Annotated in this window: 19 protein-coding genes, 2 pseudogenes and 1 other annotated feature; of the genes and pseudogenes, 17 read left to right on the top strand and 4 right to left on the bottom strand. The window is 44.4% G+C overall.

Going from position 1 to position 24,244, the window contains the following annotated elements; translation table 11 throughout:
• Positions 1-64: 64 nt before the first annotated feature.
• The 3 genes from cysE to BMW45_RS03965 all read left to right on the top strand — a co-directional run bounded on the left by cysE (position 65) and on the right by BMW45_RS03965 (position 2,995).
• On the top strand, positions 65-763 hold the full coding sequence (gene cysE / locus BMW45_RS03975) for a serine O-acetyltransferase (RefSeq protein ID WP_092240717.1): 699 nt from the start codon (positions 65-67) through the stop codon (positions 761-763).
• A gap of 121 nt (positions 764-884) precedes the next feature.
• A complete protein-coding gene (locus BMW45_RS03970; protein ID WP_029701426.1) occupies positions 885-2,456 on the top strand; it encodes a DUF3794 and LysM peptidoglycan-binding domain-containing protein in 1,572 nt (523 codons plus the stop codon).
• A 293-nt stretch (positions 2,457-2,749) separates the two neighbouring features.
• Positions 2,750-2,995 (top strand): GIY-YIG nuclease family protein, encoded by a 246-nt coding sequence (locus tag BMW45_RS03965; protein WP_025231128.1) that lies wholly within the window; start codon positions 2,750-2,752, stop codon positions 2,993-2,995.
• Positions 2,996-3,044: 49 nt separating this feature from the next.
• Here BMW45_RS03965 and trhA read toward each other — a convergent pair whose 3' ends face one another.
• Positions 3,045-3,692 carry a PAQR family membrane homeostasis protein TrhA gene (gene trhA, locus BMW45_RS03960; RefSeq protein ID WP_025231129.1) on the bottom strand — a complete coding sequence of 216 codons (648 nt, stop codon included), beginning with the start codon at positions 3,690-3,692 and terminating at the stop codon, positions 3,045-3,047.
• A 204-nt stretch (positions 3,693-3,896) separates the two neighbouring features.
• Between trhA and BMW45_RS03955 the strand changes: the two genes are divergently transcribed.
• The 7 genes from BMW45_RS03955 (at position 3,897) to BMW45_RS03925 (ending at position 12,519) form a co-directional block, all read left to right on the top strand.
• Entirely contained in the window at positions 3,897-4,634 is a 738-nt protein-coding gene (locus tag BMW45_RS03955; protein ID WP_092240715.1) for a nitroreductase family protein, read from the top strand.
• Positions 4,635-4,643: 9 nt separating this feature from the next.
• Positions 4,644-5,345 (top strand): RluA family pseudouridine synthase, encoded by a 702-nt coding sequence (locus tag BMW45_RS03950; protein ID WP_092240713.1) that lies wholly within the window; start codon positions 4,644-4,646, stop codon positions 5,343-5,345.
• Positions 5,346-5,445: 100 nt separating this feature from the next.
• Positions 5,446-6,549 carry an AI-2E family transporter gene (locus BMW45_RS03945; protein ID WP_092240711.1) on the top strand — a complete coding sequence of 368 codons (1,104 nt, stop codon included), beginning with the start codon at positions 5,446-5,448 and terminating at the stop codon, positions 6,547-6,549.
• A gap of 92 nt (positions 6,550-6,641) precedes the next feature.
• Positions 6,642-6,850 (top strand) — a binding site (T-box leader).
• A gap of 53 nt (positions 6,851-6,903) precedes the next feature.
• On the top strand, positions 6,904-8,337 hold the full coding sequence (gene proS / locus BMW45_RS03940; RefSeq protein ID WP_092240709.1) for a proline--tRNA ligase: 1,434 nt from the start codon (positions 6,904-6,906) through the stop codon (positions 8,335-8,337).
• A gap of 38 nt (positions 8,338-8,375) precedes the next feature.
• Positions 8,376-9,593: a CCA tRNA nucleotidyltransferase gene (locus tag BMW45_RS03935; RefSeq protein ID WP_092246146.1), complete on the top strand. Its 1,218-nt coding sequence runs from the start codon at positions 8,376-8,378 to the stop codon at positions 9,591-9,593.
• A 93-nt stretch (positions 9,594-9,686) separates the two neighbouring features.
• On the top strand, positions 9,687-10,667 hold the full coding sequence (locus BMW45_RS03930) for a protein kinase family protein (RefSeq protein WP_092240707.1): 981 nt from the start codon (positions 9,687-9,689) through the stop codon (positions 10,665-10,667).
• Positions 10,668-10,782: 115 nt separating this feature from the next.
• On the top strand, positions 10,783-12,519 hold the full coding sequence (locus tag BMW45_RS03925; protein WP_092240705.1) for a phospho-sugar mutase: 1,737 nt from the start codon (positions 10,783-10,785) through the stop codon (positions 12,517-12,519).
• Between the two features lie 66 nt (positions 12,520-12,585).
• On the opposite strand, the gene BMW45_RS03920 is transcribed toward BMW45_RS03925, so the two are convergent.
• Positions 12,586-13,473, bottom strand: a complete 888-nt coding sequence (locus BMW45_RS03920) for a putative ABC transporter permease (RefSeq protein WP_092240703.1) — start codon at positions 13,471-13,473, stop codon at positions 12,586-12,588.
• A 177-nt stretch (positions 13,474-13,650) separates the two neighbouring features.
• On the opposite strand from BMW45_RS03920, the gene BMW45_RS03915 reads away from it, so the two are divergent.
• The 6 genes and pseudogenes from BMW45_RS03915 to BMW45_RS28815 form a co-directional block, all read left to right on the top strand.
• Positions 13,651-15,207, top strand: a complete 1,557-nt coding sequence (locus BMW45_RS03915; protein WP_092240701.1) for an ABC-F family ATP-binding cassette domain-containing protein — start codon at positions 13,651-13,653, stop codon at positions 15,205-15,207.
• A gap of 660 nt (positions 15,208-15,867) precedes the next feature.
• On the top strand, positions 15,868-16,878 hold the full coding sequence (gene mreB / locus BMW45_RS03910; protein ID WP_092240699.1) for a rod shape-determining protein: 1,011 nt from the start codon (positions 15,868-15,870) through the stop codon (positions 16,876-16,878).
• 228 nt (positions 16,879-17,106) lie between these two features.
• Positions 17,107-19,332, top strand: a complete 2,226-nt coding sequence (gene recD2, locus BMW45_RS03905) for an SF1B family DNA helicase RecD2 (protein ID WP_092240697.1) — start codon at positions 17,107-17,109, stop codon at positions 19,330-19,332.
• A gap of 376 nt (positions 19,333-19,708) precedes the next feature.
• The gene (locus tag BMW45_RS03900; protein ID WP_092240695.1) at positions 19,709-20,419 is read left to right on the top strand and encodes a ComF family protein; all 711 of its coding nucleotides are present in this window, start codon (positions 19,709-19,711) and stop codon (positions 20,417-20,419) included.
• 51 nt (positions 20,420-20,470) lie between these two features.
• Positions 20,471-20,962, top strand: coding sequence for a GNAT family N-acetyltransferase (locus BMW45_RS03895; protein WP_092240693.1), 492 nt, complete (start codon positions 20,471-20,473; stop codon positions 20,960-20,962).
• A gap of 109 nt (positions 20,963-21,071) precedes the next feature.
• Positions 21,072-22,213, top strand: a pseudogene (locus BMW45_RS28815) (IS256 family transposase); the annotation flags it as partial.
• A 48-nt stretch (positions 22,214-22,261) separates the two neighbouring features.
• On the opposite strand, the gene BMW45_RS03885 reads toward BMW45_RS28815, so the two are convergent.
• Both BMW45_RS03885 and BMW45_RS29055 read right to left on the bottom strand, forming a co-directional pair.
• Positions 22,262-22,474, bottom strand: a complete 213-nt coding sequence (locus tag BMW45_RS03885; protein ID WP_242882892.1) for an XRE family transcriptional regulator — start codon at positions 22,472-22,474, stop codon at positions 22,262-22,264.
• A pseudogene (locus BMW45_RS29055) lies at positions 22,475-22,525 on the bottom strand (helix-turn-helix domain-containing protein); the annotation flags it as partial. It abuts the gene before it with no gap.
• 506 nt (positions 22,526-23,031) lie between these two features.
• Here BMW45_RS29055 and BMW45_RS03880 point away from each other — a divergent pair.
• Positions 23,032-24,219, top strand: coding sequence for a MerR family transcriptional regulator (locus BMW45_RS03880; protein WP_092240691.1), 1,188 nt, complete (start codon positions 23,032-23,034; stop codon positions 24,217-24,219).
• Positions 24,220-24,244 lie beyond the last annotated feature (25 nt).

Here is a 24,244-nt window from a genome sequence, read left to right as displayed (position 1 = left end):
CTTAAGCTGTCATATGATATACTACTTCAAATAAGAGAAGGTAGTAAGGAGAAGGAAGGGTAATATGATATTAAAGGATATATGGCTTGATGTTACGGCAGTAAAAGAGCGGGATCCGGCGGCCAGAAGCAAGCTTGAAGTGCTTTTGCTCTATCAGGGAGTTCATGCTTTGATCTGGCATCGTTTTGCCCACTGGTTTTACCAGCACAAGATGTTTTTTATAGCCAGGTTTATTTCCCAGCTGGCAAGATTTTTTACACTGATCGAGATTCATCCCGGCGCGCAGCTGGGGCATGGGATTTTAATTGACCATGGCAGCGGAGTGGTGATCGGAGAAACTACGGTGGTAGGAGATAATTGTACAATATACCAGGGAGTGACTTTAGGCGGCGTGGGACTTAATAAGGGAAAGCGCCATCCCACCCTTGGTAATAATGTGACCGTGGGAGCAGGGGCTAAGATTCTGGGCTCCTTTGACGTAGGAGATAATTGTACCATAGCGGCAAATGCCGTGCTTTTAAAGCCTTTGGAGAGCAACGTAACAGCGGTCGGAATTCCCGCCCGCCCGATTAAGATCGATGGTGTGCCCCTTCCCAAGAAGGAAAGCAATCTGGTGACCATGGATCATTACTGCAAGATGGAAGAGCGGGTCAGGGAATTGGAAGAAACGCTATCTAAACTGCAGACAGAGCTGTCTTCCTATCAGGAAAAAGAGCACTCCGATCAGCCGGAGGCATCTTTGGAGGGGAAAATTGAGGAATAGAAGGGCTAAAACTCTCTTGTATTTGAGGAAGTCCAGGAATGATAACAAAAAAAGTATAATGAAACATGCACCTGCATAAACTTTCTTAAAGGAATAAAGAAGGTAAGGCAGGTGCTTTTTTATGTTGGAGCTGGTGAAGAAAAACATACATATGAATCGTTGGAAAGGATATGCCGCGTCCCAGATTACTCTTGATGATGACTTCATCGTCCCAGACAGTATGGATGATGTGGATCAGATTATTTTAAGTTCCGGCGATATTACCATTGATTCCGTAAAGGTTCAGACAGAACGGGTCGTGGTCCGGGGCAAGCTGGATTTTATGAATCTCTTCCGAGGAGTGGATGGAGGGCTTCAGACCCTTTCAGGAAGCATTAACTTTGAGGAACCCATCAATGTCCCCGGACTGGAGGAGAAGGATTACGTCCAGCTGGGGTGGGAGCTTGAGGATTTAAACGCTGGGCTCATTAATTCCAGGAAGCTGAGCGTAAAGTCGATCGTATCACTTAAGGTGAAGGTGGAAACTGCCAGCGATATAAACGCTGCTGTGGAAGTGGACACGGGAGGCCCGGTAACAGATGTGCCAATGGTGGAAACCCTTCGCCGCAATCTGGATGTTGCATCCATTGCTCTACGTCACAAGGATACGTTCCGCATCAAGGATACGGTTACTCTTTCAGGAAACAAGCCAAACATTGATCACGTTTTATGGACCGAAATGAAGTTAAGAGGCGTTTCCTTAAGGCCCATGGATGGAAAGATGATGCTTGACGGGGAACTGTTAGTCTTTGTTATTTACCAGGGAGAAGGGGAAGGCGCGCCCATCCAGTGGGTAGAGGAGAGCATTCCGTTTTCAGGGGAACTGGCTGTTCCGGATATGACTGAGGATATGGTTCCTTTGGTTACAGTCCACATAATCCATAAGGATATTGAGGCAAAACCGGATTCAGACGGTGAGATGCGGGAAATGGATATGGATTCTGTTCTTGAGCTGGATATGAAGCTTTACAAGGAAGAGAATATGGAGCTGCTCAGCGATATATATTCCACCAACAGGGAATTGACGCTGCAGACGGAGGAAGCTCTTTTTGATAAGATCCTGACGAAAAATATGAGCAGATGCAAGGTGGTAGAAAAGCTCAGCCTGGATCAGGCGGACCGGATCCTCCAGATATGCCACAGTGAAGGCACTGTTAAAATCGATGACACCGAAATCAAAGAGGACGGACTTCATGTGGAAGGTGTTTTAGAGGTTCGGATCCTTTATATGACTTCTGACGATGACCAGCCGATCCAGTCAACCGTGGAAGATATTCCATTCCATTTCCTGATTGAGGCACCGGGGATCAATGAGCAGACGGTCTGCCAGCTGAATCCGGGCTTAGAGCAGCTTAGTGCGGTTATGATGGGTGGAGGAACCGTTGAAGTAAAGGCGACCATTTCCCTTGACTTACTGGCCTTGCAGCCGATCCGCGAGCAGATCATCACAAACGCATTGGAATCGCCCATGGATTTAAACAACTTGCAGAAGCTTCCCGGAATCGTGGGATATATTGTGCAGCCTGAGGATTCCCTCTGGAATATCGCTAAAAAGTTCCATACAACCATTGATACCATTATAGCGACCAATGGATTGACGGATAAATCCGTAAGACCGGGTGACCGGCTGATTCTTGTGAAGGAATTGGCATAATTTTATTCAATAAAGTGCCAGGCAGAAGGGATCGCTTTTGCCTGGCATAATTGATTATGCCTCTGAATGATTTTTTTAAAAAAGGGTATGATATAGATTACTATTCACATATCAGCTTGCCCTGTTATATAATATACTATAGCTGAGCTATAGCTTCAACCATCGATGGCGCCAAAACGCATCCAGCTGGTGCTTAAGATAGATGACAGGTTACCCTGGACGGTAGTGACGTATTGCAAGGCGTTATTACCGTTTACATACCCTGAATTTCCTGATACCGGAGAAGAAAGAACATGAACTATACCTATATTTTAAGATGTGCAGATGATACCCTGTATTGCGGCTGGACAAACCACTTAGAAAAACGTTTAATAGCCCATAACCAGGGAAAAGGGGCCAAATATACAAAAGCCCGCAGACCTGTGGTCCTGGCTTACTGGGAGGAGTTTTCTACAAAAGAAGAAGCCATGCGGAGGGAAGCCGCCATTAAAAAACTTACCAGGAAGGACAAGCTAAAACTGATGGGTGAAATTGTATAAGAAAAACCGTCAAGGCCGCGAGTATGCGGGACTGACGGTTTTTCCGGTATTATGCAACAAAATGGTACATCAAAATATAATGGCATAAGCTTCCGCCCATGACGAATAGGTGAAAGATCTCATGGGATCCAAAGCTTTTATGCTTCGCGTTAAAAAGAGGAAGCTTAAGAGCATAGATAATGCCGCCTATGGTATAAATGATGCCTCCGGCAAGCAGCCAGAGAAAACCGGCAGAAGAAAGGGTAGCCGTAATCTTTGAAAATGCCAGAACGCAAACCCAGCCCATGGCAATGTAGAGACTTGACGAAAACCATTTGGGGCACATAATAAAACAGGCTTTTATGATAATTCCTGAAATGGCAATGCCCCAAACCAGAGCAAGCAGACTCCAGCCGGTCTTATCTCCCAGAACGATCAGGCAGATTGGCGTATACGTTCCTGCTATCAGGATGAAAATCATCATATGATCTATTTTTTTCAGCAGACGGTTGATTTTGGGTGAGATATCAAGAGTATGGTAGATGGTGCTGGCTGCGTAAAGAAAAACCATACTGATGATAAAAACCGTTAAGGCGGCAAGATGGAGCCCCCCGTCGGAAGAAGCCTTAATAAGCAGTGGGGTTGCGGCAATAAGTGCCAGTATCATGGCGATAAAATGTGTGAGGGCACTGACCGGATCTTTAATTTTAATTTCCATGGAAATCCTCCTTGTAGAATACAAAAACTTTTAACGTAGTAATCAATACTATGTATTGCATTTTTATATACTATACACTTTGCGCGGGAAAAATGCAATAGTTTTTTTAAGATAAAATTATAAAAAGGGATTTGCTATAATTGGAACAATAAAATATAATGAATAGATAAAATGAAAATTATAAAAAGGAAGGTATTCCGCCCTATGAATCAGACGATAAAAGAACTTATGGAAAGAAAATCTGTCCGTGTATATGAGGACCGGGCCATTGAGCCGGAGAAAAAAGCGGCTATTATAGAGGCGGCCCTACAGGCACCTACGGCAGGAAACATGACCCTGTATTCCATTATTGATGTGACGGATCAGGAGCGAAAGGAAACTCTGGCAGTAACCTGTGACAACCAGCCATTTATTGCAAAGGCACCTCTGGTGCTGGTTTTTGTAGCAGATTATCAGAGGTGGTACGAGCTGTTCTGTCACTATGAAGAAGAGGTCCGCCATCCTGGACTTGGAGATCTTTTACTGGCTTGTGATGATGCCCTTATAGCCGCTCAGAATGCGGTTGTGGCGGCAGAATCCATGGGCATTGGCTCCTGTTACATTGGCGATATTATGGAGCAGTATGAAACCCACAGGGATTTGTTCGGCCTTCCAAAGTATGCGGTTCCGGCGGCTATGGTGGTCTTTGGATATCCCTCCAGGCAGCAGCAGGAGAGAGAAAAACCGGAGCGGCTTAAGCCTGAGGCTGTGGTGTCCACGAATTCCTACCGCCGTTTAAGCCCGGAGGAATTTTCCCTGGAGCTTAAAAAGACCCAGGGCAGGGAAGAGGACTTTGAGCGATGGATAAAGGCTTTTTGCAAACGCAAATGGAATTCTGATTTCAGTGCAGAGATGAGCCGGTCTGTGGAAGCTATGATGGCTGCATGGAAGAAAGAGGAGTAAGACATAGACATGGATCTTAACATACTGTACGAAGATGAAGAGATACTGGTGGTAGAAAAACCAGTGGGAATTGAATCCCAAACTGCAAGGTCCTTTGAACCGGATATGGTCAGTGAGGTGAAGAAACATATCAACACGTTATCCCCAAAGCAAGGGGAGCCTTATGTGGGAGTTATCCACAGGCTGGATAAGCCGGTTGGAGGCGTCATGGTGTATGCAAAGACCAAAGGAGCTGCAGAGTCCTTAAGCAGTCAGGTTTCTAAGCATCAAATGGAGAAAATTTATTATGCAGTGGTTTGTGGAAAACCTGTGGAAAACTTTGGTGCTTACGTGGATTATTTGTGGAAGGACGGTAAAACCAATTGTTCTAAAATTGTGGATAAGGGGATAAAAGGTGCAAAACTCGCAGAGCTCCATTATCAGGTTGTGGAAAACAAGAACATCGGGAGTGAAGAGTGCTGCCTGACAAAGATCACATTAAAAACCGGCCGTCATCATCAGATCCGGGTACAGATGGCGGGACACGGCACACCCCTGTGGGGCGACCGGAAGTATAATCCCATGGTTCAAAAGAATACTGCCGTCGGTAACGTGGCGTTATTTGCTTACAGCTTATCGTTTTCCCATCCAGTCACAAAGAAAAGGCTGGGCTTTTCAGTGAAACCAAAGGGAGAAGTCTTTGAGATGTTTTCATTATCGGGAATTGTATAAAGAAGGAATTTTTTACTAATCAGATTTCGCATATTTTCTTACCAGACGGCTCATAATAGTGATTGTACAAAAGAAGTACAAATCAGAAACAGGTGAGTCCATGGTGAAACCGAGCAGGAAACTGAAGAAAACATTATTAATATTGGGAGTTACAGGGGCAGTGTATCTGTGTTTTCGATATCTGCTGCCCCTTGTGATTCCCTTTTTGATTGCTTATGTATTTGCCCTTTCCCTACGGCCCTCTGCTCTTTGGGTTGAGAAAAAGACCCGCTTCATTGTAAAGGGGAAGGTGATTTCCATTCCCCTGGCGGTTATTGGCGGAGTAGAGATCATACTTCTTATGATCGCTTTTGGGATTCTTCTTTACGTGGGTGGAAGAAAGCTGCTTATGGAAGCCAGGCTTTTGCTTCAAAGTCTTCCTGCAATCCTGGAAGGCGTGGATCTTTGGCTCATGGATAACTGTTCCTTTGCAGAACGTTTTTTAAAGCTGCCTGACGGATATGCAGTAGAAATAGTAAGGGATATTATCACAGGTGGGCAGACTGCCATTAAAAGCAGGATTATGCCTTTTCTCATGGTGAACTCCATGACCATTATGAAATGGATCGTTCAGGCAACCGTTATTATCATCATACTGCTTATTGCCACGGTCCTGTCCCTTCAGGAAATGGATGAGATCCGGGAAAGACGGGACAATTCCATATTCCGCTTTGAATATGCCATGCTGGGAAGACGGCTTACAACGGTGGGAAGTGCCTGGTTAAAGACTCAGGGGGCTATCATGATGTTTACCATGGTGGTTTGTTCGTCAGGACTGTTTTTGCTGGGAAATCCCTACTTTATATTATTCGGGATCGGGATCGGGCTATTGGATGCGCTTCCGATTTTCGGGACCGGGACGGTGCTCATTCCCTGGGCCCTGTTTTCCATGATAAATAAAAACTGGAAGTACGGAATCGGACTGATCATCATATATGTGATCTGCTATTTCCTAAGAGAGATCATGGAAGCTAAAATCATGGGAGGACAAGTTGGTCTTACGCCTTTGGAGACCCTTGCTTCCATGTATGTAGGACTTCAGCTCTTCGGGCTTTTGGGATTTATTCTTGGCCCTATCGGTTTATTGATTGTGGAAGATATTGTGGAGGTATATGAGTGCTGGTGCTGTCATGATGGAAAGGAAAGGCTGGATCCGGAGGAATGAATGAAATACTTTGGCAGACAAGTCTGGACCCACTTGACAAACATTTGCAAATAACGTAAAATCAACCATACAATCTTTTATTATAATGAAGAACTAAGACGTTGAAGAGGACCAGTAGGTGATGATGTATCCCAGAGAGAAGGCCGTTTGCTGAAAGGCCTTTATACCTCTCATAACCCAACCTACCTCGGAGTCCCGCAGCAAACTGCGGCGCAGTTCCTGCGTTAACGGATAAAAAAGTGAGTCATGGCATTGTCCATGGCTAAATTGGGTGGCACCGCCGAGCTGTTCGGTCCCTTTTTAGGGAACGGATGGCTCTTTTTATTTTTATGAGGATAGGAAAGGAGAATTGTTATGGCAAAGGAAAAGAAATTAGTAGAAGCGATTACATCCATGGAGGTGGATTTTGCGCAGTGGTATACGGATGTTGTAAAGAAAGCAGAGTTAATTGATTACTCCAGCGTAAAGGGCTGCATGGTCATCAAACCGGCAGGGTATGCCATCTGGGAAAACATTCAGAGCGAGCTTGACAGAAGGTTTAAGGAAGTAGGGGTGGAAAATGTTTACATGCCTATGTTTATTCCGGAAAGCCTTCTTGAAAAGGAAAAGGACCATGTAGAAGGATTCGCTCCTGAGGTGGCCTGGGTAACCCACGGAGGTTTGGAGCCGCTGCAGGAAAGGCTTTGTGTCAGACCTACCTCCGAAACCCTTTTCTGTGATTTTTATTCCAGAGAAATCCAGTCCTACCGTGACTTACCGAAGCTTTATAATCAGTGGTGTTCCGTGGTGCGCTGGGAAAAGACCACCAGACCGTTCTTACGCTCCAGAGAATTTCTATGGCAGGAAGGCCATACGGCTCATGCGACTGCCAATGAAGCGCAGGAAAGAACGGAGCAGATGCTTAATATATACGCAAATTTCTGTGAAGAAATCCTTGCAATGCCTGTTATACGCGGTCAAAAGACTGATAAGGAAAAATTTGCCGGAGCAGAGGCAACCTATACCATCGAAGCCCTGATGCACGATGGAAAGGCGCTTCAGTCAGGAACCAGCCATAACTTTGGAGATGGGTTTGCAAAAGCTTTTGATATTCAGTATTCAGATAAGGAAAATAAACTTCAGTATGTTCATCAGACTTCATGGGGATTGAGCACCAGACTTATCGGTGGTATCATCATGGTCCATGGTGATGACAGCGGCCTTGTGCTTCCTCCCAGAATTGCTCCGATCCAGGTGATCATCGTTCCGGTTCAGCAGCAGAAGGAGGGCGTTCTCGATAAAGCTTATGAGTTAAAAGAAGTTCTTTCTAATTATAAAGTAAAAGTTGACGATTCCGATAAGAGCCCGGGCTGGAAATTCAGCGAATCAGAGATGCGTGGTATTCCGGTTCGAGTGGAAATCGGTCCAAGAGATATTTCAGAGAACCAGGCGGTTTTGGTACGCCGTGACACCCATGAGAAGATTACCGTATCCTTAGATGAGATAAATAATAAGGTAGGAGAGCTTCTGGACACAATCCAAAAGGATATGCTGGAACGCGCCAGAATTCACCGGGATGTTCATACCTACGAGGCAACGGATATGGATACCTTTGTTAAAACTGTGGAGGAAAAACCGGGCTTTGTAAAGGCCATGTGGTGCGGCTCCCAGGAATGTGAGGATAAGATCAAGGAGATTACAGGAGCAACATCCCGCTGTATGCCATTTAAGCAGGAAACGCTTGCCGATACCTGTGTATGCTGCGGAAAACCTGCAGGTAAGATGGTTTACTGGGGCAGAGCGTATTAATAACGGCAGGATAGGAAAATCAGGAGGTAAAAAAGGTGATAAAGATTCAGGTTCCGGAGGCGGCGAGGAATATCATAGAACAACTGAATACCAGCGGCTTTGAAGCCTATGTGGTGGGAGGCTGCGTGAGAGACAGCCTGTTAGGCCGGTCGCCGGAAGACTGGGATATCACAACCTCAGCAAAGCCGGAACAGGTAAAGGAAATTTTTAATAGAACGGTTGATACGGGAATCCAGCACGGTACGGTTACGGTACTTATTGACCATGAAGGTTATGAAGTGACCACATACCGCATAGACGGGGAGTATGAGGATGGACGCCACCCCAAATCCGTGGAATTTACGGGAAACCTGCTGGAGGATTTGAAACGCCGGGATTTTACCATCAATGCCATGGCTTACAGCGACCGTGAGGGGTTAGTGGATGCATTTGACGGTGTAAAGGATTTGGAGGGCCGGGTCATCCGCTGCGTGGGAAACCCTCTTGACAGGTTTAACGAAGATGCCTTAAGGATACTTAGGGCCATCCGTTTTTCTGCCCAGCTGGGTTTTGACATGGAAGCTAAGACAAGGGCGGCAATTTCTGTTATAGCCCCCAACATGGCTAAGGTCAGCAAGGAACGGATCCAGGTGGAGCTTACAAAGCTCCTCCTTTCCGATCATCCCGGTAGGCTTAAGGATGTATATGAAAACGGGATTGGCCCTTATATTTCAGAGCATTTTGAAGATGCGGGAAGGAAGCTTTTTGACGCAGAGAGGCTTACCGAACTGCCACCTGAAAAGCACATGCGCTGGACCGGTTTTTTAAGGCTTGAGGAACCTGAGGATGCAGTAAGGATCCTTAAGGAACTGAAGCTTGATAATGATACCATCTATCAGACAAAGACCCTGGTCAGTCTATGGAAAACGGAGATCCCGGCTCATAAGCCGGTTATCCGGCAGGTTATGAGCACCCTTTCCCCCGAGCTTTTTAAGGACCTGCTGTACTTTCAGAAGGTATTCTGCCATGCATCCTATAAAACAAGGTTAAAAATGGTGGAGCAGTATTCGGAGGAAATCTTAAAGGCTGGGGATTGTATCCGCCTGAAGGACATGGCCGTTACCGGCAGGGAATTGATCGATGCAGGCATGAAGCCGGGGCCTGAGATGGGAACGGTGCTTAACCGTTTGTTCCAGCTGGTCCTTGAAAAGCCGGAATGCAATTACAGGGAATATTTGATGAAATCAGCAGAACAATTTATTAAGGAACAAGTCTAAGGCACGTATAACTTTCTACCGTATTTTGCATATTTTTTTCTACCTCTTCATACCCTAGAAGTAGCTGATAAGCTAAGAGTTGGAGGGGTGGTTGTGAACGAGAAATACACAGAGGTGCTTTCGCAGTATGAGCTTGAAATTCTGGATGTGAAACGCGGCCGGGGCGCCTGGCTGTGTGAGTCGAATCAGGGGCTTAAACTGCTTCGGGAATATAAAGGAACCTTAAAGCGCCTGGAATTTGAAGATCAGGTATTTTCACAGATGAAAGAATCCTGCCGCTTGAAAGTGGACCGTTACGTCAGGAATAAAGAAGGTGAACTCCTCTCCAGTGCCGAGGATGGTTCCCGGTGGATTGTAAAAGACTGGTATGCGGATCGGGAATGCAATTTGAAGGATAGCAAAGAGGTATTATGTGCCATCGAACAAATTGCTTCTTTACATAAAGTGCTGCGGCGGATTGATTTTAAAGAGGAATGGAATTTAGGGTCCATTTTGGTACAGCAGCCGGCTGAGGAAATGGAACGCCATAACAGGGAGCTGGTACGCGCCCGCACGTTCATCCGGAATAAACGAAAAAAGTCTGAGTTTGAATTATGTGTCATGGGGAATTATGATATATTTTTCGAACAGGCCATGGAAGCCTGTAAGGGGATGGCAGGCTTTTATGAAAACCGGAGGGACAGTGAGGAGTATTTGTGTCATGGGGACTTAAACCAGCACCACGTCCTGATGTGTTTTCATGATGTGGCCATCGTGGAATTCAATCGCATGCATAAGGGCATGCAGATGGAGGACCTGTATCATTTCATGCGGAAAGCCATGGAAAAGCATGACTGGAATTTGAAGCTTGGTATGGCCATGCTGGAAACTTATACTAAGGTTCTACCTCTTTCGGATGCAGACAGGATATGCTTATACTATTTATTTTTATATCCTGAAAAATACTGGAAGCAGATTAACTTTTATTATAATGCCAATAAAGCCTGGATTCCCGCACGGAATATTGAAAAGCTAAAGGATTTAGAGATTCAGCAGCCCCTGCGGAATCTTTTCCTGTCAAGAATTCAAAATTGAATGAAACTCCCCTTGATTCAGTTTGGATACAAAATAATGGAAATACACTTTTCTTTTACCATGTTATGATTTATAATATCCATAACAGTGAAGGAGGGAAAGGAGTATTTTGCTTATGAAAGATTACAGGAGTATATATGAGGAATGGCTTTTAAATCCATATTTTGACGAGGCGACAAAGGAAGAACTCCGGGGGATCGGTGACGATGAGAATGAGATTAAGGAGCGGTTCTATCAGGATTTGGAATTTGGCACCGCCGGCTTAAGAGGCATCATCGGCGCTGGAATCAACCGGATGAATATCTATGTAGTAAGAAAAGCGACCCAGGGTCTTGCTAATTATATAATAAACCAGGGCGGCGCCGATAAGGGTGCGGCCATTGCATATGACTCCAGGCACATGTCTCCGGAGTTTGCAGAGGAAGCTGCACTTACGCTGGCAGCCAATGGGATCAAAGCCTATAAATTCGAATCATTGCGTCCAACACCGGAGCTTTCTTTTGCTGTAAGGGAGTTAGGCTGTATTGCCGGTATCAACATTACGGCCAGCCACAACCCACCGGAATATAATGGATACAAGGTATACTGGGAGGATGGCGCTCAGTTTACTCCTCCTCATGACAAAGGGGTGACTGCAGAAGTCCTGAATATCACGGATATTTCAACGGTTAAGACGACGACTGTGGAAGCTGCAAAGGAATCAGGAAAATATGAAATCATCGGAACTGATCTGGATGATAAATATATTGCTCACGTAAAGGCTCAGGTAGTAAACCAGGATGCCATTGATCAGATGCAGAATGATATTAAAATTGTCTATTCTCCTCTTCATGGTACAGGCAATCTTCCAGCAAGAAGAGCGTTAAAGGAAATCGGCTTTACCCATGTGTATGTGGTTCCTGAACAGGAGCTGCCAGATGGTGACTTCCCCACGGTCAGCTACCCCAATCCGGAGGCAGAGGAAGCCTTTTTACTAGGCCTTGCCCTTGCAAAGGAAAAGGATGCGGATCTGGTTCTGGCAACCGACCCGGATGCTGACCGTCTTGGGGTGTATGTAAAGGATGAGAAATCCGGCGGGTACATCCCCTTGACCGGCAACATGTCCGGTTCTCTTCTGTGCGAGTATGTACTTAGCCAGAAGAAGGAAAGAGGAGCGATCCCAGCAGATGGACAGGTAGTCAAATCCATTGTTACCACCAATCTGGTGGATGCGGTAGCGAAGGCTTACAGCTGTGAGCTTATTGAGGTTTTAACCGGTTTTAAATACATCGGCCAGCAGATTTTAAAGGAAGAAGCTACCGGATACGGAACCTACATGTTTGGCCTGGAGGAAAGCTATGGTTGTCTGATCGGAACCTATGCCCGTGATAAAGATGCCATTTCCGCTACGGTCGCTTTGTGTGAGGCTGCAGCCTATTATAAGACAAAGGGCATGACCCTGTGGGATGCCATGATTGCCATGTATGAAAAATATGGCTATTATAAAGATGCGGTGAAGGCCATCGGCTTAAAAGGCATTGAGGGACAGGAAAAGATCCGGGCAATCATGGAGACCATGCGCAGGGAAACGCCAACAGAAGTTGGCGGATATCACGTTCTTTCTGCCAGGGATTATAAGCTTGATACCGTTAAGGATATGAATACCGGAGAAACCAGACCAACCGGACTTCCCCAGTCGGATGTACTTTATTACGATCTGACTGAGGATGCATGGCTGTGTGTAAGGCCTTCGGGAACGGAACCCAAGATTAAATTTTACTATGGCGTTAAGGGTGATTCTATGGTGGATGCGGATGAGCGGTCTGCAAAGCTTGGAGAGGCTGTTATGGCTATGGTAGATAAGATGATGTAGGATTTTGACAGAATAAAGACGGAGCCTGGCTTTTAGCCGGCTCCGTCTTTATCTTCGATTTTTAGATTATGATTTTTTATATTTTTTGGAATATTCTTTTAATTCCCTTAAGGCCTCACCGAACAGCCGGGATGAAGCGGTAGGGTTCCGGCGAAGGATTCCCTTTCGATAAGAGGTCAGTCGTCCGGTCAATTTCTCTTTGGTTTCCGTTAGTGACTGAAGGCGTTCCATTAAGGCGGATTCTTTTAAAACACTGGCAGTTTCAGCCTTCAAAGAGGAAATTTTTCCCATGGTTTCTCCCTTTAAACTGGCAGCCTTCATAATAGTCTCGGTTTTTATGTCGGATACCTTTTGGGCGGTTTCTGCCTTTAACAAGGCCATCTGCACCTGTACCTCATCCAACTCGGACTTTAGCTTTGTCATGGTTTCCAGGATGCGGCCAAGGTCTAAGGCTTCCTTGGTGGAGCGTATGGCATCAGTGACAAAAAGGATGCCAACCAAAATCACAAGGCTGATGGATGCTGTCCCGTTTAAGCGAAGGACCAGCCATTCTAAGGGACGGTGAATAACTTCCGTCAGCAAAAGAGTAAGAAATCCCCAGGCAATAGAGTTGGGAAGACAGACATAACCGTTTAAATTAAAAGGATTGTTGCTGTAATCCCAATATTTCATCTTAAACAGGCGCTCCATGACATATCCGGTTACGTATTCCAGAGCGGAGGCACCCAGCATGCCAAAGAGAAACACCAGGAATAAGTTGCCCTGGACAGGAATGGACAGCCACAGCATGATAATAGCCCCGCTTCCGTAGAGAGGAAGAAGGGGAAGTCTGAGAAAACCGCGGTTTACAAAATGAAGGCTTCTTACGGAAACATAAGTGGATTCGATAATCCAGCCAATAAAGCAATAGATGAAGAAAAACAGCAGCCATTGATACCAAGTATATAAATACATAAACTTAACCCTTCCATGGAAAATTCTTTTGGGTTTATCATAAACGTTTTTGACTCTTTTTGCAACCTTTGCTTGCCTTAATTGCTTCTGTCATGTAGAATTATGATGTTTCGTATTTAGAATAGTGAAAAACCGGCGAAAAGCCAAAGTAAACCGTAATAATAAAGGAGTTTTTCAATGAGCATATTAAACGTAGAACATCTGACCCATGGATTCGGGGACCGTGCCATCTTTCAGGATGTATCCTTCCGTCTTTTAAAGGGAGAGCATATCGGCCTGATCGGAGCCAACGGGGAAGGTAAATCCACATTTATGAATATAATAACCGGAACATTACAGCCGGATGAAGGTAAGGTGGAGTGGGCGAAACGGGTCCGCGTTGGTTATCTGGACCAGCATACGGTGCTGGATAAGGGGATGACCATCCGGGATGTATTAAAAGGCGCTTTTGCGTTCCTGTTTCAGATGGAAGAACAGATGAATGAAATCTGTGACAAAATGGGAGAGGCAGATGAGGAAACCATGGCCTCCATGATGGAGGAACTTGGAACCATTCAGGACCTTCTCATGGCCCATGACTTTTATATTATTGATTCAAAGGTGGAGGAAGTGGCCAGGGCCTTGGGATTAAGCGACATGGGCCTGGATAAGGACGTGACGGAATTAAGCGGAGGCCAGAGGACTAAAACTCTTTTAGGAAAGCTTTTACTTGAGAAGCCGGATATCCTACTCCTTGATGAGCCTACGAATTATCTGGACGTACAGCATATTGAATGGCTGAAACGGTATCTTCAGGAGTATGAAAATGCATTTATCCTGATATCCCATGATATCCCATTCTTAAACAGCGTGGTAAATATCATCTATAATATGGAGAACCAAAACCTGGATCGTTATGTGGGCGACTATGAAAAGTTTCAGGAAGTGTATGCGGTGAAACGGGCGCAATTAGAAGCGGCTTATAAGCGGCAGCAGCAGGAGATTTCGGAGCTGGAGGATTTTGTAGCCCGTAATAAGGCCCGGGTGTCCACCAGGAACATGGCCATGTCCAGACAAAAAAAGCTGGATAAGATGGATGTCATTGAGCTTTCAAAAGATAAGCCAAAGCCGGAGTTTCATTTTATGGAAGCCCGTACAGCCGGAAAATATATCATTGAGACTACGGATATGGTTATAGGTTATGAGGAGCCTTTGTCAAGCCCTTTAAATCTTTCCATGGAGCGCGGGGAAAAGGTGGTGCTGGTAGGTGCAAACGGTATTGGAAAGACCACTCTGTTAAAGAGCATTCTGGGGCTTATACCGTCCTTAGGTGGAAGTGTGGAGCTTGGAGATTACCTTTCCATTGGATACTTTGAACAGGAGATGACTCCCGGTAATACCACCACCTGCATCGAAGAGATCTGGAAAGAGTTTCCTTCCTATACCCAGTACCAGGTCCGGTCGGCTCTTGCCAAATGCGGCCTGACTACTAAGCACATTGAGAGTCAGGTGCGGGTGCTTAGCGGCGGAGAGCAGGCAAAGGTAAGATTATGCAAGCTCATTAACCGGGAAACCAATGTACTTCTTTTGGATGAGCCTACCAACCATCTGGATATGGAGGCAAAGGAAGAACTTAAGAGAGCTTTAAAGGAGTATAAGGGAAGTATTCTCCTGATATGCCATGAACCGGAATTCTACGATGGAATTGCTACGAGAGTGCTGGACTGCAGGGAATGGGCGCTTAAATTATCTTAATATTATCCTGATAAAGAAAAAAAGTTGGGCTAGATGGAACATATTATTATTTGGATTGAATGAGAAGAATGACAGTAGGAGAGGATACTGGATGGTGTCCTCTTTTGACTTTTTAGAAAGTTTATCAGTCCTTGATGATGCCGTAAGATGCGAAGATAAAATCTAAATTTTCAGAACTTTGACAGATATAGATGCGCTTAGGCCTCGCAGAATGTTTCTCGGCTCAGATGAGTTAAAAAGAATCTAACTAAAAAGAACCTAACCAAAATAAATCTAACCAAAATAAATCGAAGCTATTGGAACGTAATTAAAATAAAAAAACCGCTTCCAGTAAGAAGCGGGTAAATGAATTCTTTAGGGGGGCCGGACGGCTCTCGCCGTCCGGTATGAGTATGAAAAAGCTTTGTGATTTCAAGTAAGTTACTTGAAACAAAAGGCCCGTTATCCTTTCAGATAACGTAATACTATTATACGTAGAAAATGTGACTAAAATGTGTACCATATATTAAAAAAAAATAAACATAATAAAAATTAAAAAAAACCTTTAAAATCCTAGGGTTATTGTATATAATAAGATAGAGACTGTGACTTCATTTACGAATTAGGCATAATTTTGAAGATAAAAGTAACCCTGGGAACAGGATTCAGCGAACAGGAGGAATCATAATGATGATGTCCAATGATATTGGAATTGATTTAGGTACAGCAAGCATACTGGTCTATATTAAGGGAAAGGGAGTTGTATTAAAGGAACCTTCCGTTGTAGCCATTGACCGTGATACTAATAAAATCAAAGCAATTGGAGAGGAAGCCAGACTGATGATCGGAAGAACGCCAGGCAACATTGTTGCAGTAAGGCCTCTTCGTCAAGGAGTTATTTCTGATTATACCGTAACAGAAAAGATGCTTAAATACTTTATCAACAAGGCGGTTGGTAAAAGAACGCTGAGAAAACCAAGAATCAGTGTGTGCATTCCAAGCGGAGCCACTGAGGTGGAGAAAAAAGCGGTAGAGGATGCCACCTATCAGGCAGGGGCCAGAGAGGTAGCAATCATAGAGGAGCCGGTTGCAGCAGCGATTGGTGCTGGAATCGACATTGCAAAGGCCTGCGGCAATATGATCGTTGATATAGGCGGAGGAACCTCTGATATTGCAGTTATTTCTCTTGGAGGTACGGTAGTGAGCACCTCCATAAAGATTGCAGGAGATGATTTTGATGAAGCCCTTGTCCGTTACATGCGCAAAAAACATAACCTTTTGATCGGTGAGAGAACGGCTGAGGAAATCAAGATTAACATCGGTGCCGCATACAGAAGACCGGAGGTCTTAACCATGGAGGTTCGCGGGCGTAACCTTGTTACTGGTCTGCCAAAAACTATTGTGGTCACTTCGGACGAGACTTTGGATGCCTTAAAAGAACCGGCCATGCAGATCGTAGACGCGGTTCACAACGTACTGGAGCGTACTCCACCTGAACTGGCAGCCGATATTTTTGACCGGGGGATTGTGCTTACCGGAGGCGGCTCTCTCTTAAGTGGTCTGGATGCCCTGATCGAAGAAAAGACGGGTATCAACACCATGATCGCAGAGGATCCGCTGACTGCAGTAGCCATTGGAACAGGTAAATTCATTGAATACATGCATGGCGGAAATAATAAAACAGAATTTTAACCAAAAGACAGGCTGATAGAGATATCGGTCCTGCCTATGGTTGACAGGACTGCTTTAGAACGACCCTGGCGGCATCGCAAGATTCCGGTGGGGCTGGTTTTGCGGCAGTCCGCTTGTATTTGTGCGTACAACGAGTCGGGAGAAGATGCTTGCATCTTCATTCGGCGAATGACGCGATAACGATAAGAAACCCGCAAAGCGAGTTTCTTATCGTCTACGGGAGGAGCCATGGCAACAGTCTGCGGATTTGTAGAGAAAATTAAATACAGGAACGAGGACAACGGCTACACGGTACTAAGTCTCGTGGAGGCTGGTGAAGAGTATACCCTTGTGGGAAGTTTCCATTACATAAGCGAAGGAGAAATGATTGAAGCTGTAGGCTCCATGACTGAGCATCCGGTTTATGGAGAGCAGATGACCGTAGAGAGCTATGAGATCAAGGCCCCGGAGGATACCGCGGCTATGGAACGGTACCTGGGATCAGGAGCCATCAAGGGTATCGGAGCAGCTCTGGCCTCCCGGATCGTCCGCCGCTTTAAAGCTGATACATTCCGTATCATGGAAGAGGAGCCGGAACGGCTTTCCGAAGTAAAGGGAGTCAGCGAAAAGATGGCGATGTCTATCTCTCAGCAGGTAGAGGAGAAAAAGGAGATGCGCCAGGCCATGATGTTCCTTCAGGAGTATGGAATTACCATGAATCTGGCGGTAAAGATCTATCAAGAGTATGGTCCCAGGCTTTACAGTGTGTTAAAGGAAAACCCTTACCAGCTGGCGGATGATATTCCTGGTGTAGGATTCAAAATGGCAGATGAAATTGCCAGAAAAGCAGGAATTTTCACGGATTCGGATTTCCGCATCAAATGCGGCGTGTTGTACATCCTCTTACAGGCTACGGCAAACGGTCATACCTATCTGCCAGAGGAAGATCTTTTGTCCCAGGCCTCGGAGCTTCTTAAAATAGAGCCTTCTTTTATAGAAAAGCATCTGATGGATATGCAGCTGGATAAACGGCTTGTCATCCGGGAGTTGGAAGGAAAACGGATTGTTTACGCTTCCCTATATTATTACATGGAACTAAATGTGGCAAAGATGCTTCATGACTTAAATATCAGGGGGCGGATGCCAGAAGAGGAGATCCAGACCCAGCTTCTTAAGCTTCAAAAGGAAGAGCAGATTGAGCTGGACGAAAAACAGGTTCAGGCAGTGGTGGAAGCAGTAAACAGCGGACTTCTTATCATCACCGGTGGTCCGGGTACAGGTAAGACGACTACCATCAACACCATCATACGGTTCTTTGAAAGCCAGGAGATGGAAATTCTCCTTGCGGCTCCTACCGGCAGGGCTGCAAAGAGGATGACGGAAGCCACTGGATATGAGGCGAGGACCATCCACCGGCTCCTGGAGCTGACTGGGGTCCCGGGAGATGACCGGTCTCTGGGGATGCATTTTGAAAGAAATGAGGAAAATCCTCTGGATGCCGACGCGGTGATCATTGATGAGACCTCCATGGTGGATATCCATTTGATGCAGTCTCTGCTAAAGGCAATTAATCCGGGGACAAGGCTGATCCTTGTAGGAGATGTAAATCAGCTCCCCAGCGTTGGCCCTGGTAACGTACTTCGGGATATGATTGATTCCGGAAGCTTTAACGTAGTTATGCTCACTAAGATTTTCCGTCAGGCAACCCAAAGCGATATTGTGGTCAATGCCCATAAGATCAACAGGGGAGAGCAGGTCCCGTTGGGGAAAAAGAGCAATGATTTTCTCTTCATAAAGAGAGAGGCCCCCAATGCGATCATCAATGCCATGATCACCTTGGTTCAGGACAAACTGCCCGGTTATGTTCATGCTAAGACCTATGATATTCAGATCATGACGCCAATGAGAAAAGGTGCCATCGGTGTGGAACGGTTAAATACCATTTTACAGGAATATTTAAATCCCCCAGGAGATGGAAAAGCTGAAAAGGAAACGGCCGGAGTCACTTACCGGGTAGGTGATAAGGTCATGCAGATCAAGAATAATTATAACATTGAGTGGGAGGTCCGCAACAAATACGGGATTCCCATGGACAAGGGTACCGGCGTTTACAATGGGGATATGGGAATTGTCCGGGAAATCAATGCCTTTGCAGAGCTGGTAACCGTGGAATTCGACGAAGGGCGCATGGTGGACTACAGCTTTAAGCAGCTGGAGGAACTGGAGCTTGCCTATGCCATTACCATTCACAAGTCTCAGGGAAGCGAATACCCGGCAGTGGTCATTCCCGTTTTTTCCGGTCCAAGGATGTTGATGACCAGGAATCTGATTTACACCGCAGTGACCCGTGCTAAATCTTGTGTCTGCCTGGTGGGAATGCCGGAAATTTTCGGAGATATGGTGAATAATGAAATGGAGCAGAGGAGATATTCGGGATTAAAGGACCGGATCTGCGAAATCAGTAAGTTAAATTAAATGAGAGAAAGATGCTATGCGTGTTTTTCTCTTTATTGCAGTGGCTGCCGGGGGAATATGTATGCATGTTTGTTCGGCCTGCCACTTGCGTAAATTTTTTGGGTAGACAGGCTTTGTGCGAGGCGTCTATCTTATGATCTTTTATTTTTTTAAATTTCTGTTTTTAAATTCTGTAATTCTGTTTTTAATTTCTGTCTTTCTGTTCTTAATTTCAGTTTCAAATTACTGTTTTCAATTACTGTTTTCGATTTCTATTTTAATTACTGTTTTCATTTTTATTTAATTTCTAGCTTAATTCTACTTTTTAATTCTTTTCTTTAATTCTTTTCTTTAATTCAATCTTTAATTCTATTATTTTTAAGGAGAATCTTATAATATGTACCCTTTATATTTTGTTGATCTACTATTTCCCAGACGATGCCCAGTCTGTGACGAAATCGTTATGCCAAAAGGCGGGCTGATCTGCCCGGAATGTGTGAAAAAACTATCATTTGTCAAGAATCCAGTCTGTAAAAAATGTGGAAAGGAGGTCATAAGTCCTGATATGGAGTACTGCTTTGACTGTGTCAGGCATAAGCGTACCTTTGAGTATGGCAGGGCCCTTTTGAATTATGATGAAACTGCCGGAAGCTCAATGGCGAAAATAAAATATAAGAATAAGCGGGAATACCTGGATTTTTATGGGGAAGCGATCTATGCTCGGTATGGGAAACTGATCCGGCGCATGGAGGCAAACGTCCTTGTTCCTGTTCCCGTCCATCCTTCCAGGAAAAAGGAGAGGGGATTTAATCAAGCAGAGATTTTGGCCCGTAGGATCGAAGAACATCTAGGACTCGCTGTTTGTCCCTCAATGCTGGTAAGAAATAAAAAAACCATGCCCCAAAAGGGGCTTGATCCTGCGGGAAGGCTTAAGAATCTGGAGGAGGCATTTTCAGCGGGAAATATGATAGAAGGGGTTAAGGGAGTCATTTTAGTGGATGATATTTATACCACGGGGAGCACCATAGAAGCCTGTACACGAGCTCTGAAAAAGGCTGGAATAAAAAGGGTTTATTTTCTTGCAATTTGTATTGGACGAGGGCAGTAGTTTGATGTATGATACATTTGTTAAGTCCAATCATACCCAGGAGGAAATAATATGGTGATCAGAACCGCAGAAGAAAAGGATATGCCGGAGCTTTTAAAGATTTATAATTATGAAGTGGAACGTGGACTGGCTACATTTGATTTGAATCCTAAAACAATGGAGGAGCGGCTGGTCTGGTTTCGGGAACATAACGTGGGGAATCATCCATTGATCGTGGCAGAAGAAGATGGTAAAGCAGTGGGGTATGCCAGCCTTTCCTCTTACCGTCCAAAAGAAGCTTATGCAGCCACAGTAGAACTGTCCGTATATATTGATAGGGACTACCGTCGCAGAGGCATAGCCGGGGAATTAGCCTATACAATCATTGAGATGGCTAAGGAACGGGATGATATTCATACGGTTATTTCTGTAATAACAGGAGGGAATGAGGCGAGCATCCGGCTTCATGAGAGATTGGGATTTATTCATTGCGGGACTATAAGGGAAGTGGGAGTAAAGCTTGGGAAAATATTGGATATTGAGAATTATCAGATGCTGGTTTAGAAATTATGCAATCAGATATAAAAAGGGAGACTGTAAAAAAATTGTGTAAACTAAGAGAAATCCTCTTGGATTAATATTAAAATAAATATTAATCCAGGAGGATATTTTTATGGCAAGACAAAGAAAACTTTCACCGGAACGAAAAGCATTCATCAATGGGCTCTTACAGCATTATCAGCCCAAAACTGCACAGGATGTCCAGGAGATGCTAAAAGACCTGCTTGGTGATACCTTGCAAGGTATGCTGGAGGCGGAACTGGATACAGAGCTCGGATACTCTAAGTATGACTATTCGGCAAAAGAAACGGACAACAGTCGAAACGGCTACAGCAGGAAAAACGTAGTTTCTTCCATGGTAGAAATCTCTCTGGATATTCCGAGAGATAGAAAAGGTGATTTTGAGCCACAGATTGTAAAAAAGAATCAAACAGATATTTCCAATATTGAGGATCAAGTACTTTCCATGTATGCGAAGGAATGTCCACAAGAGATATCTCAACTCATCTGCACAGTGTTTATGGAGTAGAAGCCTCTGCTGAAATGATATCTAAGATGACAGACCGCATTCTGTCCCTGGCAAAAGAGTGGAAAAATCGTCCCCTTGATAGAAAATATGCGGTTGTGTTCATGGATGCCATTCACTATTATGTAAGGCAGGATAATGCAACTGTCAAAAAAGCAGTCTATATTGCTATCGGAATTCGCTTAAACGGCTCAAAGGAAGTTCTGGGTATGTGGGTCGGAGGAAATGAAAGTGCAAAATACTGGCTTGGAGTTCTGACAGAAATTAAAAACCGGGGAGTAGAGGATATCCTGATTGTTTCTGTAGATGGCCTTACCGGATTTGGTGATGCCATTCATGCAGTATACCCACAAACAGAAATTCCAAGGTGTATTATCCATCAAATTCGTTATTCCACTAAATTCATATCGTATAAAGACATCAAACCCTTTGTGGCAGACTTAAAAGAAGTATATCAAGCATCAACAGAGGAAATCGCACTTCAGAAATTAGACATTTTAGAAGAAAAGTGGGGGAATAAATATCCTAGTTCAATTGCATCTTGGAGAAACAACTGGCTCGAGATATCCACCTATTTCAAGTATCCCCCAGAGATACGTCGAATTATCTATACTACAAACTCGATAGAAAACTTCAATCGTCAGCTGAGAAAGGTAACAAAATCAAAAACGATATTTCCAACAGACGATGCCATATTCAAGCTGTTGTATCTGGCAATTATGGACATTTGCACTTCACCTGTAAAAGCGGGGACTGCAATATGTTCCTTTTTATCTTTATCTATTATCACTGGCTTTCATAAATAATTTTAACAAATCCAGCGCATAACGTCGTTTCTGATCACTACATTGCCCAAGGAGGCTAATAACGGCCTGCTGTTCGCCCATAAGTGCGTCGGTTTCTTTTTCTGATTCCGTTGTTCCGTAAATCAGATAATCTAAAGAAACACTCAAACTTGATGCGATGCTTAACATAGTCTCAACAGACATCCCGCACGTTCCTCGCTCAATATCCTGACAATATTTATAAGCACGACCAATTTTTTCTGCAAGTTCTTCTTTAGTCCAACCGATTAGAATTCGCCGATTCGTATTCTTTGACCTACAGCGGGATAATTATGACTACATAATTGTCGATGCTCCACCTCTTGGGAGCCAAATCGATTCGGCTTTGATTGTAAAATATGTGGATGGTGCGATCATTGTCGTGGAAAGCACTGTGATAAGTTATTAAATGCTGCAAAGAGTTTAGGAGCAGCTGGAAAAAATGAATGCCGTATTTTGGGGTATTATTAAATAAGGAAGATATGGAGCATGACGCTTATTACGGAAACTATGGAGAATCCTAATGGCTGGAATTAGGAAAGAACTTGTGAAGGTCAAAGCATAAGACTTGCACACATTTTTTAGTTATTTGTAATCAACTGCAGCAGTAAGAATTGGACAGGTTTTGAGTATTTTTACACGATCTTTAAAAATCCCCTTGACCATGACCATACGTCACCCTATATAATACATATATGATAATTCAGGAAAAAGGAGGTGGCATGCCGGTGAACCCATATTATACCTCAGGCCAGTTCGCCAAAAAGGCCAATGTTTCCATTCGCACCGTCCGGTATTACGATAAGCAGGGACTATTAAAACCTTCCGGAATGAGTGAGGGAGGATACCGGCTCTATACGGATTCTGATTTTGCTAAGCTTCAAAAAATTCTTTCCTTAAAGTACCTGGGCTTTTCCTTAGATGAAATCCGCTCCATTACCATCAATGACAATGACAATGATTATGTGGAAGGTTCTCTTCGGCTTCAATTAAATCTGATCAGAAAGAGGATCGAACACTTAAGGCTTGTGGAGCAGACCATAACGGAAACGTCAAAACTGGTGACGGATAATCAGTCTGTGGACTGGAATAAAATTCTTCACTTAATCCATATTACCAATATGGAACGGTCCCTTGTGGAGCAGTATAAGGATGCGGCAAACATAAACATTCGGATCGGGCTTCACAAAAAGTATACTAAGAATCCTACTGGGTGGTTTCAGTGGCTGTATGATCTAATGGAACCTTTGGATGGAAAAAGTGTTCTGGAGCTGGGGTGCGGCAATGGGGAATTGTGGCGTGCAAACTGGAACAGGCTGCCAGCGGATACGAAGATCTGCCTGTCTGACCTTTCAGAAGGGATGATCCGGGATGTGGAAGAAAGTTTAAAAAACGTTCCCGGCTCCTTCTCCTTTGAAGTGTTTGACTGCCGTCAGATACCAAAGCCTGATAGTAGCTATCATATTGTGACCGCCAATCATGTACTGTTTTACTTAACGAATTTAGAGGGGGCATTGGATCAGGTGCAGAGAGTCCTAAAACCTGAGGGCGTTTTTTACTGCAGCACTTACGGCTCGGATCATATGAAGGAGATCAGCCAGTTGGTTAAAGAATTCGATTCCAGAATTACTCTATCCGAAGTGAATCTGTATGATGTCTTTGGGCTTGAGAATGGGGAAGAGATCTTGAAAGGTAATTTTCATTCTGTGGAAAAGAGGGAGTATATGGATTATCTGGAAGTCAGTGACCCAGGCGCTCTTATGGAGTATATACTTTCCTGTCATGGAAACCAACAAGAATATTTAAGTGACCGTTATGAGGAATTCCGGGAATTTTTGAAGAAAAAGATGGAAAAAAAGGGTTTTATCCATATTACAAAACGGGCCGGGGCATTTATCTGCAGAAAGTAAAGAAATATTAATGGAAAAGGACTTG

The organism is Lacrimispora sphenoides, assembly GCF_900105215.1.
GTDB classification, from domain to species: Bacteria; Bacillota; Clostridia; order Lachnospirales; family Lachnospiraceae; genus Lacrimispora; species Lacrimispora sphenoides_A.
This window is presented reverse-complemented; position numbering and strand designations above follow the sequence as displayed.